Below are 17415 nucleotides of genomic sequence, written 5' to 3' on the forward strand. Positions count from 1 at the left end.
CAACAGACTTTGTAGTGTTTCAAGTTTATATAAAGTTGTTGCATGGTCTCAAAGATAAGCAAATTAAGAAGGGATGTATCACTGAGTCGTCAGTGTACATCCCTTTTTCAATAATGAATGTGCTAAATAGGATATTTTTAGACAAACTTTATCAAAAACGATCTCGGTGCTGATCTCGCATAGCATCAAGTTTCTGTTTCTTCACTTCCGGGTCGGTGGTGAACCGATAGCTGACTCCCTCATGTACCCAGGTCTCGTCAAGGATGATGCCATTCATAATATGACGATACGGCATGGCGGTGCATAACGTGTATCCCTTCAGATAGTGTGCGGCTTCCTGAATGGAGACACACTCTTTTAATTCCACCTCGTCTTTAAAAATCAGGACTGGTTTATACTTCTTGTTTATTGCGATAGGTTTTCGTAAATCCATTTCTCTCACTACTCCTATCATCACACCCTGACTATTTATGTATGAGGTCAACCTCAAGAATTAGAAGCAATTTAACAAATAGCGGATTATAATAAAGGTGTGTTGGATAATTTTACAATAATTTTAAAGTGGAGTGATAGAAGATGAATAAATTGATCAAGATTGGGAGTGCCGTTCTATTTAGTGGAGCGCTATTGGTGTCGCCATACGGGGAAGCATCAGCTGCTGCGAGCATCAAAGTCCATTACATTGATGTCGGGCAAGGAGACGCTATCTATATCAAGATGCCGAGCGGTGAAGACGTCATCATCGACGGGGGGAACAAAGGAAAGGGCGATGCCATCGTCGCCTACCTCAAAAAGCAAAAAGTGGATGACATTGAGGTATTGATCTCGACGCATCCGGATGCAGATCATATCGGTGGATTGGACGAAATCTTGGATGCCTACCGTGTCGAGAACGTCTACGCACCAAAAGTAAAACACACGACCCAGGCCTACAAAGACTTCCTTCAAGCCGTCAAACGGGAAGGGAAGACCATCAAAACGGCACAGGCCGGCGTGAAGCTACCGATCAAAGGCGTCAGTGCGAAGTTTGTGGGTCCGGTCAAATCATACTCGAACAGTGACTTGAACAACTGGAGTACAGTCCTTCATGTCACGTACAAGAAGAACACGTTCTTGTTCACAGGAGACGCGGAACACGTTTCTGAGAAGGACATGATGGCCAAGAAGCAGACGCTTCGGGCAGATGTCTTGAAGGTGGGGCATCACGGTGCCAAGACGTCGACAAGCAGCACGTTCCTCAATACTGTCAAACCGAAGCATGCCATCATCAGTGTCGGGAAGAACAGCTACGGGCACCCGACGTCCGAAGTAGTGACGAATTTGAAGCGTCAAAAAGTGAATACGCTTCGTACAGACAAAAATGGCACGATCATTATCACAGGAAACGGCTCGAGTTACGCCGTGAAGAAATCAAAATGAAGCGACGCAGAGGGATCATCGACCGGTTTGAAGGAGATCTGGCTGTCGTCGAATTCGGAGAAGTGATGGAGGATATCCCAAAGTCACGGCTCCCTGACGTGGTTCAACCTGGGGACGTGTTGTGGTTTTACAAAGATGGACGAGTTGAAGTAGACGTAGAGGAAAAGCAACGATTATCGAAAGAAATCGATGAGTTGATGGATGAACTTTGGGAATAATACACTATTTAAACAGATTCTATGTATTAGATTTTATAAACTACTAGAGAAAGGGAAGTGTTTAAATGGAGATAGGATTATATGATTTTTATAAATATGAAAGTTTATTAAAAGACGAATCTAAATTTTTAAAAGAAGTTGAATTACAGTGTGCCAAATCAGGTGTATACAAAGCAGTCAGGATACTAAAATTATCTGGGGTCGTAGTGAATCCATTTAATAACAAACGGAACGAAAAAGTATTGAAGTGTTCTTTAGAAATAATTGAGAGATTTGCTAAGGGTCCTAACGAAAAATTATTGATAGATAAATTAAGATATGATAAAAAAATGATTGAGTCTGTATATGAACGTATTAATAGAGCCAGAGAAAAAAAGTACGAAGAGTTACTTCCAAATAAAAAATACGAGAGAAATACATACTTAATAAATTTGGAATTAATTTTAAGAAGCTTTAACAAGTGGTTAAATGATGTTAATAAGTTTAAAGATGTTGATCAACCAAAGTTTCCACAATCAGAAATAGATAATTACGAACATATTGTAGAAACTTGCAGTAATGTTTTTAAATATTTTGATTATAGAAAGTATGATCAAAAAAATATCCATAGAATTTTTAATGAAAAATCTCTTAAAATGGCTAATGAACACATTAATTTAAATTGGTTTTGGAAGGAAATCGACTATTTTCATGATTACTGGAAATACGCAGATTTAGCTATTGAAGTCGATGATAACCGGAAATTGAAAGTTGATTTTTACGATGATGAGTTTGACTTAATTACATCTGTGTCTGATCACAGAGCTAAGAGTTTAAATACTAATCAACAGATGGAAATACAAAATGAATTAAATTTCAATCGATTTATAAGTGAAGATTCACTGTATAAAAATATTAGCAGAGAATATTTGTTCAGCTTTTTCATCAATCCAGCAAAATTTTATAGTGAAAGTATTCCGTTATCTCGTTGGTTGGAAGCGTATGAACTATTACAAGAAGAGTGTAAGAAAAAAATAAAGGAACATTATTTACAATTAAATATGAATAATCTTTTGCTCATTAAAAAGAAATCTGAATGGGTTAATTTTTTTGTTAAAAATGATTTTACGCGTGAGGAAAGTACAATAATAATTAAACAATTTACTTTTCATTCACAATCTACTGATTTTATAGATTATCCTTTTATCCCCTTTGGAGATTTTTTAGTAGTGATACCATCTCTTACAGAGATTTCTATCGGCGGTCATGCGATTAGCTCGAATTTTTTAAATGAAAAAGTTCAACTGCAATCTAGAGGGCACGAATTTGAGTCAAGCGTTATAGAATTATTAAATAGTAATGGCATTAAAGCTCGAAAGCTTGTCCACAAAACAAATGATACTGAGTATGAATGTGATGTTGCATTTCAACTAGATCAAGATATTTATTTAGTAGAATGTAAAGCCCATATTCAACCGTTTAAACTTAGGCAGCATGCAAGCCATTTAAATAAGCTTGAAGATGATGTAAAGCAATTAGATAGAATAGCAGACTACTATAGCCAAAACTTAGATTTAATAAAAAAACAATTGTCTCTATCTGAAGACTTTTCAATAAACAACATATATAGAGTTGTGTTAACTACTTCGATGCAGGGGAGTAATCAAAGATATGGAGAGACTTTCGTGGTAGACAATTCATCATTTAGATCTATGATTTTAAGAAGAAGACCTTCTTTGAAAATAAGTAATACACATAAAATTGACGAGTATCATACTGAGGACTTTGTTTGTTATCAAGGGTCTATAACTTCTGAAAAAATGATAGAATATTTGGGAAATCCTCCTCAAATTCATTTAACAAGAAAGTTTTTCGAAAAAGTAGAAGGGCAAGGTAGTTTAGCAATAGTGAAAAAATATAAATCTCAAGCTCCAATATTAGAATTTTCTAAAGATGGGCGTCCGTCTTCACGCCAATTGAATTTTTTAAAAGCCTAATCAAAAAACTATATATTTTATAAAATAATATGTTTTGAAAGCTATATATTCTAAAATTATTGCCCCTGCTGATTGCACTAAGTCAGTAAAATATCTAATTAAGCGGCTGTGAATAAATGCATCAAAAAGTAGGATATGAAGTTGATACATACTTCATATCCTACAATTTATATTAAGCGTTCAATATTCAATATAGCTGTTCTTGATACAGACTTCTTTTCTTCTTCGAGCAACACATTATGCCAACTATCTTCAAGATTTTTGAGAGTTGGTTTTTCAACCTTATTGTTTTTCTCTAAATCATGTAATGGATGCACGGTTCTTTCAGGATCGAAGTGACCGCTAATCAATGGATGATCTGGTAATGCAATCGTGTAAACGACAAGCGCGTCGTCATTGAAGTCATGATTGTTGGCGACACCGAATGACTGGAATCCGAACCCTTTATTGTGAATATACATGAGCGGCTCATCGACACGCCCCACCTTCAGGTTCGTCTCGAGGGTCGCTTTTGCGTTCAGATAGGACTCCACCTCCTCAGGATACACACTTTGTACGGCATGCACTCGTTCATAGAGACTGTGGTCAGCGTCTTTCCATCCCATACGCTGATTCAGTTGCTCGAAGTATTCTAGTGGAGTCTGTTCCTTCTCGTGCTTTAAAGTGTGCACCTTTTCTAAATGTGATTCGATATGGTCAAGGAAGGTCGCGGATGTCTGATGGACCTCCTGCAATAATTGTTCCTTGTCTAAAAGTTCCTTGTCTTTCGTCCAACCGGCCAGATAGGAGAGCGAGAAGTCGTCCGTCGGGAACCCGAGTTGATGCGAGACGACGTAGGCGACCATTTCGGCCTGGAACTCCTTCTCGGGTGCCGTGAGCGGTTTTTCCCGTTCGAGGTTCCGCTCTTGGTTGTGTAACTCAGAGTGAGCGAGCTCATGGATCAGGACGCTGATGTCCTCAATCGATGTGTTCCGCGGGTTTAAGGCGATCGCATGCAACTCCGGATAGTAACAACCCTTCGCCGTACCGATCTCGTCGAGCGGTTCATCTAATAGCGTCACATTCCGGGCATCCGAGAGCGTCGTCAAGGCGTCACGGATGTCTTGTTCGTTCTCGAGCCCGCCGTCCCGATGATACCGTTTGAAGATGTCCGAGACCTCGATTCCTTTCTCGCGTGCGTCGGTCTGCGTGTACTCGAAGACGTGACCGATCTTGAAGTACATCATCTTGCGTGACGGGATTCGTCCTTGTTTTACGTCGTCTTTGATCGGCTTTGGTGCCTTGCTGAGCGGTACCCATTCATCTTTGTGCAAGGCATACGTCACCGGGCTTGGGACGAATACTTTGATGCCACGCTCACCTTTTTGGACCTGTGCGCCCTGCTTCTCCCAGAACGGATAAGAGCCGACCGCGACCGCGCCGGGGAACTGGGACTCGATCAAGATTGCGTTCCGCATCGAGTATTGATGGAACTTGCCGAGGAACTGTAGGTGTTCCCTGATCTTCTCTGGACTCTCGAAGTAGCTGTCGATCTGTTTTCCCATTTGTTCCGTCAAGGCCTCGAGCTCGGCCTTCCGTTCTTCGTTCGTTTTCATCTTGGCCATCGTGTCAGACTCCTTCCTTCAACAAGTCGGTGACAGATTCATCACTGTCCGCAAAATCGTTCAGTTCACGCTCGAGGTGTGGCGACGTTTCCGGGATGTCGAGTAACAGCCGTGTCCGTTCGAAATTGACGGGAAGCAAGACAATCTCGTCTTGCGCGATGGCGGTCAAAAGTTGGTGCTCGGAAACGGACACCCGGATGTCGTATCGCTTCCCATAGATGAGGACCGTGACGGTATCGGGTTGAAGCGTCAACAGTTGTCCCATCGTGAAGGGACGGTCAAGTGGTCGCATAGGATTCATCCTCTCTCAAAAGTTAGTGTGTCCTTCTTCTGTTTTTGGTGTTCGATGCGTTCCTGGACGACACGTTCCGCTGTCGCGAGGAACGTTGGCTTGAACTGATCCGTCGTCATGATGTCCTCGATGCCCTCGGTCTGCATGAGCGCCTGAAGGAGCTCTGTCAGAATCTGACCGTGACGGTCGGAGCGGTTCGCGGCGAGTCGAATGCGCTCAAGCTCTGTCGACACCTGCTCGTTCATAATCTTCTCGATATGATGAGAGACCTGCGTGCTGATCGAGCGGGTGAGGAACTGCATGTCCCACTTCTCGTCGGCCAGTTGCTTATGTTCTTCTGCGATATGGTCGATGACCTGACCGAGGTGGCCGAAGCGTTTGTCGTCGGCGAACTCCTCCAAGTACGCGACCGTCTCTGGCTTCAACCGGAGGCGGATCTGTCTCAACTTTTCCATCGTCCTCCCTCACTTTCCATATTCGATGTCCCGTTCCAACTGTTCGAAAGCCCGTTGATTCTTCAGGTGTTCGAATTCGTCGTTCATGTGCCGTCCGATCCGGTACAGCGATTCGTTGAATATCTTTTGATGTTTGAATGCACGTCTAACCGGATGTTTTGGAGCTTCATTTCTCTCAACTATCGTTTGTTCTTTTGACAAGTCGCGCATCTCGGAAAGGATGGCATTCCCCATCCGGGTGTAGAGGTCCTGTCGCTTCGTCGTCTGGTAACGCTCGGCCTTCTCCGTGTCGCCGTAGCTACGACGATGGAACGACACCTCCTGTTCGAGCCGCTCGTTGAAGGATTGAAACTCTGCTTTGAAGTGAATATCGATATAGCGGTCGGTCAGACGGTCGAGCGATTCACGGAGCGGCTGCATCCCGTTCATATTGTAGCGCCACTGTCGTTTGTCTTCCGGCAACCGCTCATAGATGTCCTTGAATTGACGGACGAGCTCGGGATGCAGGACACGGTTCGGGAGCGTTGGAATCTTCCGGTTCCGTTTATGGGCGACTAGTTCTTCTCTTATGAACGCATTCAGTTTCTCCTGTTCTTTCGTCCGGTCGGCGAGGGAATGGATGACCTTCGACTTCATCAGCTCGATCGATTTTGGTTTGCGTTTGCCGCGCTCGCGCATGTGGCTCGTCTCGACGATGGCGATATGCACGTGGATGTTGTCGGTATTGTAATGCACGGCGCCGGTCCAATAGGCGTGGACCATCTTCTCTTTTTGGAGCATCAAATCGACCGCGTCCCGCGTCGCCTGGATCAATCGCTTCTCGTCGACGAGATCGTCGTGAAGCACACCGGTCTCTCGAAGCCAGGCGTTATCGAACGAGATGACGTCCTGCCAGAGGATGCTCCCTCTCACTTGCGCATGCTTGAAGATGTCGCGGACGGCGCGACGCTTTTTGTCGTTCAACCGGTCGTCCTCGCGTGTGAACAGACCGCTCGATTTCGTCTCGTCTTCCATATAGTTGTGATACGTCTCGAACTGTTCGCGACTGTCTTTCGCGTCCGGTCGATTGATGTAGTCAAGGTATGTCGTATAACGACGCGACTTCTTTTTCGTGCCCGGCACCTTGAACTTCGACTTGATGACGACGCCCGGCGTCTCACACATCTTGCATCACCTCACTCAACAACCGGGTCACTTCGGCGAGCTCGTCTGCGCTCCGTTTCAGGTGGAGCGTGTTCGCCTCGAGCTGTCGTTCGAGCCGCTCGACCTGTGTCGATTGGATGCCGTTCGCACACCAGGAGGCGAGCAGTTCTTTCAAGTATTGTTGCCGGGAGCGGTTGTGTTCCTTCGCCCATTCATCGATTTGCTTCACGATGACGGGGTCGATGTCGCGGAGTAACAGATCCATCTGCCTGACCACCTTTCTAGAGGCTGTATATTGCCGAGGTCCTAAAAGTTCGTTCAAAGAGCATAAGGGGAAACTGCTATCACTTGTCGTGATAGCCCAGGCAGAGCCTGGGGTTTCCGTGATATCACCAAAAGTCCGAAAACGGCACGAAATGTGCCAGTGAAACCAGCGATTTGGCACGAAATGTGCCACTTAAATCGACAGTTCCCGGAGCCGGACGCGCAATTTGTCATGCTTTTCTTCGAGCGCTTGGACCGACTGTTCGAGCTTCTCGAGTTCGAGTGTAAGCTCGTCGCGCTTCCGGACGAGGTCGAAGATTTCGTTCTCTTGTTCGACCTGTTCGTCGAGCGAGAGATAGGTGAGTTCGCCTTCAAGCTCCTTTTTGTCACGGTCGAGCCGCTTGATTTGTTGCCGCTGCGCCTTGACCGACTGCTGCGCCGTCTCCAACTGTTTCTCGGTCTCCGCGAGTTCGTCCTCGACAAATAGTCTCGTGAAAGTTGTCTCATCAGATGAGGTGTGGCTCGCCTGTTCGATGGTCCGGCGGTCGGCGTAGAGTGACGTCAAAAGACTGTTCTCCCGTTCCTCAGATGTGAGTGTGTCGATTGATTGTGACTCATCCAATCCGTAGATTCGGATAGCGATTTGGTTGAAGTCGTTCGGCACGTCAGCCAATTCGAGCACGTATTGATCGTTCCGTTCGTAGAGCAACGCAACTTCCTTCTCAGAATCCGGACGTGCCTTATAGACATAGCGGAAGAGATGATCATTCGTGTTACCTGGTACTTCATCGAGCGAGAGTCGGACGCGCATCGTCCGCTTTTCCGTGTCATAACTCCAGGCATGGAGCGTCACGATTTCCCCGTTCGAGAGACGGATCGCATCGTTGATTGGTGTCTCATTGACCGGTGCTTCCTCGGCAAAGAAGAACGACGAGGTGCCGAAGAAGAGGAAGCCGATGACAAAAAATATCCCAAGTCCGAGGTAGAAGCGGGAGACGTTCTTGGTGAGGCGTCGTCGCGTTTGTCGTCGCATCTAGATCCCTCCTTCCGGTGTCAGGTCTTCCATCTCTGTGACGACCAAACGCCCATCGATGGACTCGAACGTCAAAGCCAACAGTTCTTGCGTCGTCTCTTCATAACCCGTCTCGGTGATCAACAGGTCTTGTTCGAACCGCACGAGACAATCTTCCCCGGAGACAGAAGGGAACACTTCGATGTCGCGGACGGTTGTCTCGAACGTGCCGACATCACTGCCGTCAGCGGCGAAGAGTGTGGCCGCGAGGTCTTCCGACATGACATTTTTCGCCTGTCGTTTCTGGGTTGTATAACTGTCCTTCGAGATGGTGAAGGCGTACTCGACGAAGCGTGTCGCCTGTGTCATCACTTCTTCCATTTGTTCCGTCTCTGTCGAAGCGACGACTGGTTCGGTGTCTACTGACGTATCATCGGAGGTTGCCGATTCAAGGGAAGTGACGCTCTCATTTTTCATCTCACTAGGGTCTGAAGTACTCGTGACAGGCGTCACTTGTTGATAGAAAAAGGCGTTCGCCGCGAGTGAAATCAGGAGCAGTACCCCGAACAGATACGCGAGGTGACGTGCGGTGAAGTTCATCCTTTCTCCTCCTTTCCATACATCCATGACTCAAAAACCGAAGACCGGGGCGGGGTCGATATGACCGGACCATTCGCCCGTCTTGATCTCGAAATGCAGATGGTTCCCGCTCGATCGACCGGTCGTGCCGCAGTACCCGAGCGCCTGTCCAGCCTCGATTTGTTGTCCCGTCTGGACGCCGAGACGACTCAGGTGCGCATACGCTGTGATGTAGTTGTCGTGTCGGACTTGGACGAGATTGCCGTACGGTCCGCGGTTCCCGCTATAGATGACGGTGCCGCTCTTGACCGCGTGGATCGTGTCGGACGGTGTGCAACTGAAGTCGATACCGGTGTGATTGTCCCGTTGTCCGAAAACGACGCGCCACCCGAAACGCGATGTCACGTTGAGCGGGATGGCGAGCGGGGAACGTAATCCCGACAACAGTTCTTTCGTGATAACCCCATCGGCGACGGCGACCGGCGCAAGGTATTTCAGTACCGCGTCGACGTATTCGATGTCCCCGTAACAGGCACCGTGCTGGACCGCACTCGGACGATGACAACGATAGATACCGGTGTGTTTCACGCGTTGATACATCATCTGCGAAAACGAGATGGCGAGCTCTTTCGAGTAACGTCCGCCGTTCTCCTGAACGTAATCGATGAAGCCGCCGCCGAAGTTGTAGCTCTGTAACGTAAGCTGTACGTCGCGGTTCGCCCGTTCGAAGACAGACGCGAAATGTTCGACGCCGTAGACGATGCTCTCCTCGGGGGAGGTGATGCATCCGATGCGTCCACACTTCGATTCGCTCGCCTGCATCGGGTCGTTCCCGCGTCCGCCGCTTTCCTGCATCATGAGCGCGAGCACGAGATTCGTCTGTTCGGCCAGCCCGTGCTTCGTCAGTTCCAATTCGACCAAGGCTCGATATTGGAGCACCTGGTCACTCACCTGGAGACCGCCTGTTGTGTCGAACGTGACGTCGGTCGGTTGTTCGTTCTGGACACCTGTGAGCGTGTCGAGGATCCCGACGACGAGGATGACCAGGAACAACACGAGTGCCGCGAGGCCGAGCAGGATGAGTCGCCACTTGAGCGTCGCGAGCTGCCACTTCGCCGTGACGGCGAAGCGGGCCGTCCGTTTCGCGGCCGTCCACATCAGGCACCTCCACCAAACAAGGCGAGTTCTTCGGGCGCGACATCGACGTCAAAGATGAGATTCTGCACGCCGGAGATGCTGAGGACGACACGCCCCGTCTCGAGCGAGGGGATGATCCGCATCTCGGAATTCGAGAGTTGGCCGTCGAACACCGTCTGGATGATTGGGATGCTCTCCGCATCCTGTTCGCCGATGATCTTGTACTGCGTCAATTGGAAGAGCGACTTGACGTTCTCGGCGTTCTCGGACTTCGATCCGGCTGGCACGAAGTCGGTGATCAGATGCGACACGAAGAAGATGCCGCCGAAATACTTGCGCGCCTCACGCATACAACGTTGCAGATACAGGATGGCCGGTTGCGCGATGTCACGCGTGTTGATCAAGTGGTGCGCCTCGTCGATGACGATGAGGTACTTGCATGCCTCCTCGGTCCGGAGCACGCCCTGGTTGTAGGCTTTCAGTTGACTCGAGCCGTTGGCGATCATCCCGTCCCACAGCATGTTCATGAGCGAGAACACCTGCGCCTGGAACACCTCGTCCCGTAGGCTCGTCAGATTTCGGAGCGGGAACGACACGATGAGCTCCTCATCGAATCGGTCGATGGAGGAGTGTCCGTCGAAGATGTTGCCATAGTTGTGAACGAGGTTCGTGACGGCGAGCTCGATGTTCTCGAGACGCCGTACCCGGTTCGGACTGATTGCCTCCTTGATCGAGGTGCGTGTGTCGTTCGTGTAGAGCTCACGCCGCACGAGTTTCAAGAAGTCCGAGAACGTCGGGTATCGGTTCGCCGGATGCGTCGTGATCGGCAGTTCGCCCTGTTCGTCCCAGAGCCCGTGCTGAACGTACAAGTCCCGGAGCAGGATCTCGAACTCATTCGTCTCTTCCTGCGTCGCCGCCGGGTTGATGTAATGATAGAACACGGCCATCTTCGACAGGTGTTGCATGAACGAGAGTGCCTCGTTGGCACTGCCGTCGTTATTCGTCACCGTCTTATAGACATGGAGCGGGTTGATGAGCCCGGCCGACCCGTCGAGCGCGATCTCTTTCCCGCCAAGCTGGCGCACGAGGTCGGAGAATTCGCCCGTGACGTCGAGGATGCGGATCTTGTTGCCCTTGATCGCCTGATCGAGCACGGTCTTCTTGAGGAGCGTCGATTTGCCGGATCCCATCTTGCCGATCATGAGCGCGTTATAGAACTTGCGTTGCTTGTCCTTATGAAAAAGGTCGAAGATGACGCTGCCGTTCGTGTCGGTCGTCCCGTAATACGTGCCCGTCGCGTCCTGGAGCGACGTGAAGTGGAACGGATAGCCGCCGGCGATGGAGAGGGAAGGGATCTCTTTCCCACGTCGCCGGTTCGGCAGTCTCTGTTGTTGGTCATAGCTCGTGAACAGGCTCTGCCATTCCCATTCCTGTTCGTTCAGGAAGATCGTCGAGCGAAAGTTCCGGGCCTCGAGTTCTTCCATCACTTCCTGCACTTTCACCTCGAGTGCGTCGAGCGTCTTCGCCTTCACATAGAGGCGGAGATGCAGATATTTCATCGTCTCGCCCTGGGTGATCTGTTCATAGAGCTCGTTCAGCTCCTTATATGTCTCCCTAGCGTCGATGCGGTCGATGTTGTCCTTCGCATTCTCGAAGCGTGTGTTCTGTTCGGCCATCGACTTGTTGATGGTCTGGATGATTTCACGCTTGTCGGCCGTCCCGATGTCGAGTGTCGTCAGAACGCCCGGCATGTTCAGAATCGGTTCGAGCCAGTAGTCATAGACGAGCGACTGATATTTGTAGACATGGAGGCAAGACAGATAGCCGTCCCCGAGCCGGACGAAGTTGGCGTCGAACTTAATGCCGCCCTGTGGCTGGATCTTGGCGATGACGTCGGGATTGTAACCTTTCTCGATCTTGACGGTCTCCGGGTCCGATTGTTTGGATAACTTGTCACGCAGGCGCTGCCACATGCGCGTCACTCCTTTCTTCAGGCGTCGAGTTGCGGTTTCGTGTTCGGGTTGTTCAGCTGATAGAGCACATGGACTTTCTGGTCGAGCGTCAGCTCGCGCATCGGGTTCGAGCGGCGGAGCAGTTTATAGAGGTGTGTCTTCCGTTCGCGTAGCGTCCGCTCGTCGTCGGCATAAAAAAAGAGGAGATAATCGCGATTGGTGCGATGCTCCTCGAGGTATTCGAGCTCCTGCTTTTTCTTCAACAAGAAGGGCAGGTAGGCCGGCGTCTGATTTTGTCGAATCTGTCGTTCGATGCTGATCTTCTGCCGCTCGAGACTGAGCGGTGTGTTCAGTGGCACGACCTTGAGCGGGTGCGTGTACGCCTGAAGGAGATAGGCGAGCGAGAACACGTCATGGTCTTTTTCCTCCTCATTCAAGGAGTAGATGTCCTTTGAGGTGAGCTGGATCATGTCGAGATAGGTCCCGTCGCGCATCTCGAACGCCTCGGTCCCGGTGATGTCGACGACCGGCATCAGTTCGGCGACCGTCGATTTGACGACGACCTTATCTTTGACCATCCGTTTCTCGACCACGTCCTGTTCGTCGAGCCAGGTACCTGTGCGTCTCGGTTCTTGTAGCGTGTCTTCGATGAACGCCATCTCAATCACGTCCTTTCGTGTGCGCGTCGAGCGCGAGATAGGTGTCTTTGCGTTTGATGAGCGCGTAGTAGAGTGCATGGACCATCCGCTTCTGCGGATTGGTCGCCGGTCGGAGTACCATGAACAGACCGAATACGACGAGGAAGACCGTGAACGGGATGTGTAGCACCGACGGGATGAACGGGAGCGTCACGAGCCGGAGTACGATGAGCCCGACGAGGAACAGGAAATCGTGCAGATAGAGCATCTTGTTGATCTTGAGCTCGGTCGTGACCTCGTTCGGAATCCGGTATTTGCGCATGGGTCATCACTCCTTTTTCTTCATATTGTCACGTTTCGGTGGCGAGGTCGGATAGATCCGTCGCGACTCTTCATGGTTATGAGTATGGCGGTATGTCTGATTCTCACGCACCTGTTCGATGACCTCGGTCTCGACGTCGAGCACGGTGTCTTGATGGATGGTCCGTCGGGCTCGTCCTTGATGTTTCCCTGTTGACGCATCACTTGAATCCGTCGTAAGTGACGAAGACGGGGATGAATTGTTTGCGTGTGGTGCCTCATGAGGTGTCGGTGTCGTCACGTCATTTCTGTCTACTGATTCATTGTGACGATGGCCTGGTTCGGATGTGGCATCGATGGACCCGTTGACTGGTTCGAGAGTCGATGAGGCAGGGCCTGGAGAATGACCAGAACTGGAATGATCGTGAATCGATTCTGGTCTTTGCGTCTCAGATGACGTTTTTTGATTGTCGGGCCAACTTTCGGTATTTGATTCCGGGTTCGTCGTATGAATCGATTCGGGAGATGTGCGGTCCGACGCTTCATTTAATTGTGGAGACCCGTGCACTTCAAGCTCTGATTCTTGACCGTCGTTTGGTTGCGCAACGTCCTTCGGATTTGTCGGTTTCTCTTTGTCGGTATGCGTGCGACTTGCAGTTTGGTTCTCCTGAGCGACACCAGCTGGATCGGTTTGTCTCTCGGCGTCCATCCGCTGTGAAGCTTGGTCCGCTGCACTAAGTGTTGAACCGTTATGCGGCATGGCATTTGAATCCATCCGCGTCGTCGCGGCCTCATGGAGTGAGGGCATCTTTGGTGCGCCCTGTGCGGCACGCGCGACCTTCGAGACCGCGTGGGCACCTGCCGAGGTCACGCCTTTCCCGGCGGCATAGGCGCCGAGGGCGACACCCCAGCCCCGCTTGAGTCCGGCATCAATCCCGAACAGCCGCTCGACCATGTTCGGTCCGTCGATCAATGCGACCGAGAAGGCGATGAGGGCGATTAGATAGGCGAAACCGTCCAACGTCTCTGCGAGATAGGCTGTCCCGATGGTGTACAGTTTAATCGAAACGAAGATCAGGATAATCACGAGGAACGTGTTCAAAATGCTTTGGATGACCTTCTTCGTCTTTTGACCACTGTGAAGATCGGCCGGTGCGACGAGAATCGCCAGGACATAGTTGAAGGCAAGCTCGAACGACAGACGCGCCAGTTTGTAGGCGATCGAGAACAACGTGAAGCCCATGATCCCGAGTGTCACGAAGATGGTCAACCAGTTCGGCTGATAGCGGTAGTAATACTGGTTGTTCCACTCGACACCACTTTGGTCGAGTTTTGAGCTTCCCATCGTTTCACCATTCCAGGTTAGTTTGGACTGAGAGATTTGTTCGCCAGTACTTCCCAAGCGAAACTCATTACTATCGAATACCTCGTTGATATCAATATTTCGTAAATGACTTTGTGGTAAGGAGTTTAAAGCCGCACTTTCCAAACCAGAAAAATCGTTTCGGTCATATTCAATCAAATCATGAATGTTTTCTCGTAAAATCTGATTTGATATCGATTCACTGGAAGAGTTTTCGTCAGAGTTTTGAGCTGTGAAATCAATCGCGGTATCACTGAACTCACTTACTTGCGTCATCGTTGGAGATAATAGTCCGAGAATGAGCAACGTGATAAACAGATTGATTAAAAATCCTTCTCGATCAAATTTCTTTTGAAAAATGATGAGATAACCCGTGAATAGGAAGCTAGCAGCTAAAAGAACGTACAAAAAAGGTTGAATCGTAGAAACGAATTCAACCACTTGAAAGTTATTAAAAAATGTTTTAGTTAGTAGTATGCTGTCAGTCACTTTTTCAAGTCCATCAATCAATACTGCTAAGCCACGTATTAAAATCCAACCCATTGAGCGGAGGGCATCCAGTACCAGTGTACTGAGACTAAGGATATCAGTGAACTCTTGTAGCTTATTTACAACTTCGTTATCACCCATAGAATCCCTCCATTCAGAGGCTATTTAATGAAGTTAGTAACTTGATCCTTTAATTCATCTTCTGTAAGGGCAGATACATTTAATTCACGGCTGATTTCACCATCAGTTATCTCGTACAATCTGCCACCTTTAAGTTCAGGATGTTCTTGGGTAGAACGTTCTTCAAGATCTTCCCCATTAGGCTGAAACGGATTGAATAAGAGAACGTCTTTCTTTTTTTCCGTGGCGACTTCTCGCACAGTATCAACGTAAGGCCCTTCACTACCTTGACTATCGCTGTCTACAAGAACGTATGCAATTTCTTGCCCAGTTTTAATATCTGCAATTTCTTCAACAGAAGTTGTAGAAAGATAATTCGAACTTTCGGCACCACACGATGCTAAAAGTAACGAACTCCCGAGTAGGACACCAATCAAGATTTTCCTCATAACGTTTACCCCTCCCTCAGACGATTTTCCCCTTTAATAGATCCGCGACTTTCAGGTTGACGCGGAAGTCGAACTTATCTATTAGTGTAACAGTTTTCGGGGTGTCTGAGGTGTCGTCCTGATAGACGGTCAGAAAGCCGTCGATCGTCTGAATGTTGAGCACGTCGCCCCGTTCGAGGCGGACGCGTTGCGTCTCGATAATTCTTGCAACGACACGCAATTCGTTCTGGATTCGCTTCTCTCTCGCACTCTCGGCCATGGGTTCGGCCTCCTCTCTACGGTGTGCCTTGCTTTAGTTTCTCGAGTCGTTTCGCGATCATCGTGCTCAAAAAGCTCTTTTGGCTGTCGGTGACGTCGTAAACTCCTAGGTTCAGGTTCGTCTCGAACTTAGGGAGGGACATCCCACCGATGTCATGTCCTTCGAACATCGAGCGGAGGATGCTATCCTGAAGTACGTCACGTACCGTCAAGGACGTGTCTTCCTGATTCGATGGCGCGTTGCTATCCGTCTCGTCTTCTTGCTTCGCGAAACGGACACGGATTTGCTCGAAGTCGAGACCGGCGTGACGGCAGGGGATGTCGATATCATGCAGGGAGCGGTCCGTGTCGAAGTCGTCCGCCAGGTATTCGTAGCGGTACTTCATCGCCGTCTTGCCGGTTAGGAAGATGGGATACGACTGGATACGCCGTTTCTTCGTATCTTGACGCTTGATGACACGGATGATGAGCATCTCGCCCTCTTTGAGTCCCATGACCTCGGTCGCCGTCATGAGCCGGCGACCGTCCACGTTCTCCGTCTTCGATTTCTTGAGCGAGAACGTCTGCCCGGACCGCGATTTCGTGACGATGGTCGCCTCACCGAGCTTCTTCGATATCAGTTCGGCGGTCGACTCGTCCGCGGTCAACAGATAGTGCGTATTCCCACAGTTGCCGTCAATCGTCTTCCAATCCTCGCCGTATAGGTTCTCGAGTTGGGAGTAGGCCTGGATGACGAGGTTGAATCGCATGTTCCGACCGAGACAGACGGTGATGATATTGGCCATGCCCTCGATCGGCGGCATGTTCCCAAACTCATCGAGGAGGAAGACGACCTGACGCTCGCATTTACCCTGTTTCGTCTGCGAGGCGACCCGGGCGAGCGCCGTGTACACCTGTTTGATATAAAGGGATGCGATGACATTGAATGTCGGGTCATAGTCCGGGACAATCAGGAACACCGCCACAGGTTGGAGTTGATGCATCACCTCACGGATTTGGATTGCACCGTCGATAGAGTAATCGAATTGTCCGGTTTCCTCGTCCTGCGTTTCCAACTGAATCATTGAAGTACCTGAGTCGGTCGAGATTTGAACGGTGTTTCCATATTGAAGCGACGACGTATGATACACGATGAAGCTGCCATCGTCGTCCGTCGTGAGCGCATGGGTTGTCCCATCCGGGAATTTGAACGTGATCCGTGTCAAAGGTTCAGTCCGTCCACTGATCCAGCGGTTGAATCCGATGCGTCGCATGTCGAGCGAGTTCATCGACGTCAGCTTCCCGGTCCCGTTCAACGTGAAGATCCCGAGTTTCGCATTGGTATTGGCTAAAATACTCGCCCGTGTCTGACCACCCGAGAAGTGGAGCGTCGCGAACTGGAGCCGGGCGGGATGGTTCTCCGGGAATCGATGAAAGAACTCGTCGAGCGCGGAGATCTCCTGTCCTTGTCGCGTCACGACCATCCGTGAGCCAAGGTCCGAGAGCATGAGGGCGACGTTGTACATGTTGATCTTCTCTGGCGTGTCCTTCGCCTCCTCACAGAGTCCGAGGATGAGCGCCGTACACAGGTCGATTGACGAGTTGGCCCAGAAAGGGTCCCGTGCCTTCGGGTCATGGTACAACATGAAGGCGACCGAGCGCGCATACTGTTGGGCGAGTATAAATGTCAACTTTTTTATGTACAATTTTGCTCGTTTAATAATGTTCAATATTGTCGGTTTCGTCAGACGCCGTTTGTTCCGTCCGG

Annotated in this window: 19 protein-coding genes; 3 read left to right on the forward strand and 16 right to left on the reverse strand. The window is 49.5% G+C overall.

Annotated elements, in window-relative coordinates:
* Window positions 1-151 precede the first annotated feature (151 nt).
* Window positions 152-433 carry a hypothetical protein gene (locus KNO65_RS14650; RefSeq protein WP_214785079.1) on the reverse strand — a complete coding sequence of 94 codons (282 nt, stop codon included), beginning with the start codon at window positions 431-433 and terminating at the stop codon, window positions 152-154.
* Window positions 434-576: 143 nt separating this feature from the next.
* On the opposite strand from KNO65_RS14650, the gene KNO65_RS14655 reads away from it, so the two are divergent.
* From KNO65_RS14655 to KNO65_RS14665, 3 genes are all read left to right on the forward strand, one after another.
* Complete coding sequence (locus KNO65_RS14655; RefSeq protein WP_214785081.1) at window positions 577-1419, forward strand: ComEC/Rec2 family competence protein; 843 nt, start codon at window positions 577-579, stop codon at window positions 1417-1419.
* Entirely contained in the window at window positions 1416-1637 is a 222-nt protein-coding gene (locus KNO65_RS14660; RefSeq protein ID WP_214785083.1) for a DUF3006 domain-containing protein, read from the forward strand. Before KNO65_RS14655 ends, KNO65_RS14660 begins: the two co-directional genes overlap by 4 nt.
* Before the next feature lie 65 nt (window positions 1638-1702).
* Entirely contained in the window at window positions 1703-3613 is a 1911-nt protein-coding gene (locus tag KNO65_RS14665) for a hypothetical protein (protein WP_214785085.1), read from the forward strand.
* Window positions 3614-3780: 167 nt separating this feature from the next.
* Here KNO65_RS14665 and KNO65_RS14670 read toward each other — a convergent pair whose 3' ends face one another.
* The 15 genes from KNO65_RS14670 to KNO65_RS14740 all read right to left on the reverse strand — a co-directional run.
* The gene (locus KNO65_RS14670; protein WP_214785087.1) at window positions 3781-5217 is read right to left on the reverse strand and encodes an ArdC-like ssDNA-binding domain-containing protein; all 1437 of its coding nucleotides are present in this window, start codon (window positions 5215-5217) and stop codon (window positions 3781-3783) included.
* A 4-nt stretch (window positions 5218-5221) separates the two neighbouring features.
* Complete coding sequence (locus KNO65_RS14675) at window positions 5222-5509, reverse strand: hypothetical protein (protein ID WP_214785089.1); 288 nt, start codon at window positions 5507-5509, stop codon at window positions 5222-5224.
* Window positions 5510-5514: 5 nt separating this feature from the next.
* Window positions 5515-5964 (reverse strand): hypothetical protein, encoded by a 450-nt coding sequence (locus tag KNO65_RS14680; protein ID WP_214785091.1) that lies wholly within the window; start codon window positions 5962-5964, stop codon window positions 5515-5517.
* A 9-nt stretch (window positions 5965-5973) separates the two neighbouring features.
* A complete protein-coding gene (gene mobP2 / locus KNO65_RS14685) occupies window positions 5974-7128 on the reverse strand; it encodes a MobP2 family relaxase (protein WP_214785093.1) in 1155 nt (384 codons plus the stop codon).
* Window positions 7121-7372, reverse strand: coding sequence for a hypothetical protein (locus KNO65_RS14690; protein WP_214785095.1), 252 nt, complete (start codon window positions 7370-7372; stop codon window positions 7121-7123). The genes mobP2 and KNO65_RS14690 overlap by 8 nt, the downstream gene beginning before the upstream one ends.
* Before the next feature lie 192 nt (window positions 7373-7564).
* Window positions 7565-8404, reverse strand: a complete 840-nt coding sequence (locus tag KNO65_RS14695; RefSeq protein ID WP_214785097.1) for a hypothetical protein — start codon at window positions 8402-8404, stop codon at window positions 7565-7567.
* Window positions 8405-8983 carry a hypothetical protein gene (locus KNO65_RS14700; RefSeq protein ID WP_214785099.1) on the reverse strand — a complete coding sequence of 193 codons (579 nt, stop codon included), beginning with the start codon at window positions 8981-8983 and terminating at the stop codon, window positions 8405-8407.
* A gap of 30 nt (window positions 8984-9013) precedes the next feature.
* On the reverse strand, window positions 9014-10120 hold the full coding sequence (locus KNO65_RS14705; RefSeq protein WP_214785101.1) for a lysozyme family protein: 1107 nt from the start codon (window positions 10118-10120) through the stop codon (window positions 9014-9016).
* Entirely contained in the window at window positions 10120-12072 is a 1953-nt protein-coding gene (locus tag KNO65_RS14710) for a VirB4 family type IV secretion system protein (protein ID WP_214785103.1), read from the reverse strand. The genes KNO65_RS14705 and KNO65_RS14710 overlap by 1 nt, the downstream gene beginning before the upstream one ends.
* 17 nt (window positions 12073-12089) lie before the next feature.
* Window positions 12090-12710 (reverse strand): hypothetical protein, encoded by a 621-nt coding sequence (locus KNO65_RS14715; protein ID WP_214785105.1) that lies wholly within the window; start codon window positions 12708-12710, stop codon window positions 12090-12092.
* A gap of 1 nt (window position 12711) precedes the next feature.
* Window positions 12712-13011 (reverse strand): DUF5592 family protein, encoded by a 300-nt coding sequence (locus tag KNO65_RS14720; protein ID WP_029336108.1) that lies wholly within the window; start codon window positions 13009-13011, stop codon window positions 12712-12714.
* 6 nt (window positions 13012-13017) lie between these two features.
* Window positions 13018-14982 (reverse strand): pLS20_p028 family conjugation system transmembrane protein, encoded by a 1965-nt coding sequence (locus KNO65_RS14725; RefSeq protein ID WP_214785107.1) that lies wholly within the window; start codon window positions 14980-14982, stop codon window positions 13018-13020.
* A gap of 20 nt (window positions 14983-15002) precedes the next feature.
* Window positions 15003-15410, reverse strand: coding sequence for a hypothetical protein (locus KNO65_RS14730; protein ID WP_214785109.1), 408 nt, complete (start codon window positions 15408-15410; stop codon window positions 15003-15005).
* A 16-nt stretch (window positions 15411-15426) separates the two neighbouring features.
* On the reverse strand, window positions 15427-15669 hold the full coding sequence (locus KNO65_RS14735; RefSeq protein ID WP_074038008.1) for a hypothetical protein: 243 nt from the start codon (window positions 15667-15669) through the stop codon (window positions 15427-15429).
* Between the two features lie 16 nt (window positions 15670-15685).
* The coding region (locus KNO65_RS14740; RefSeq protein WP_214785111.1) for a VirD4-like conjugal transfer protein, CD1115 family at window positions 15686-17415 on the reverse strand (1730 nt) is incomplete at its 5' end.

Origin of the sequence: Exiguobacterium sp. S3, from assembly GCF_018617295.1 — a bacterium.
Taxonomy (GTDB): domain Bacteria; phylum Bacillota; class Bacilli; order Exiguobacteriales; family Exiguobacteriaceae; genus Exiguobacterium; species Exiguobacterium profundum.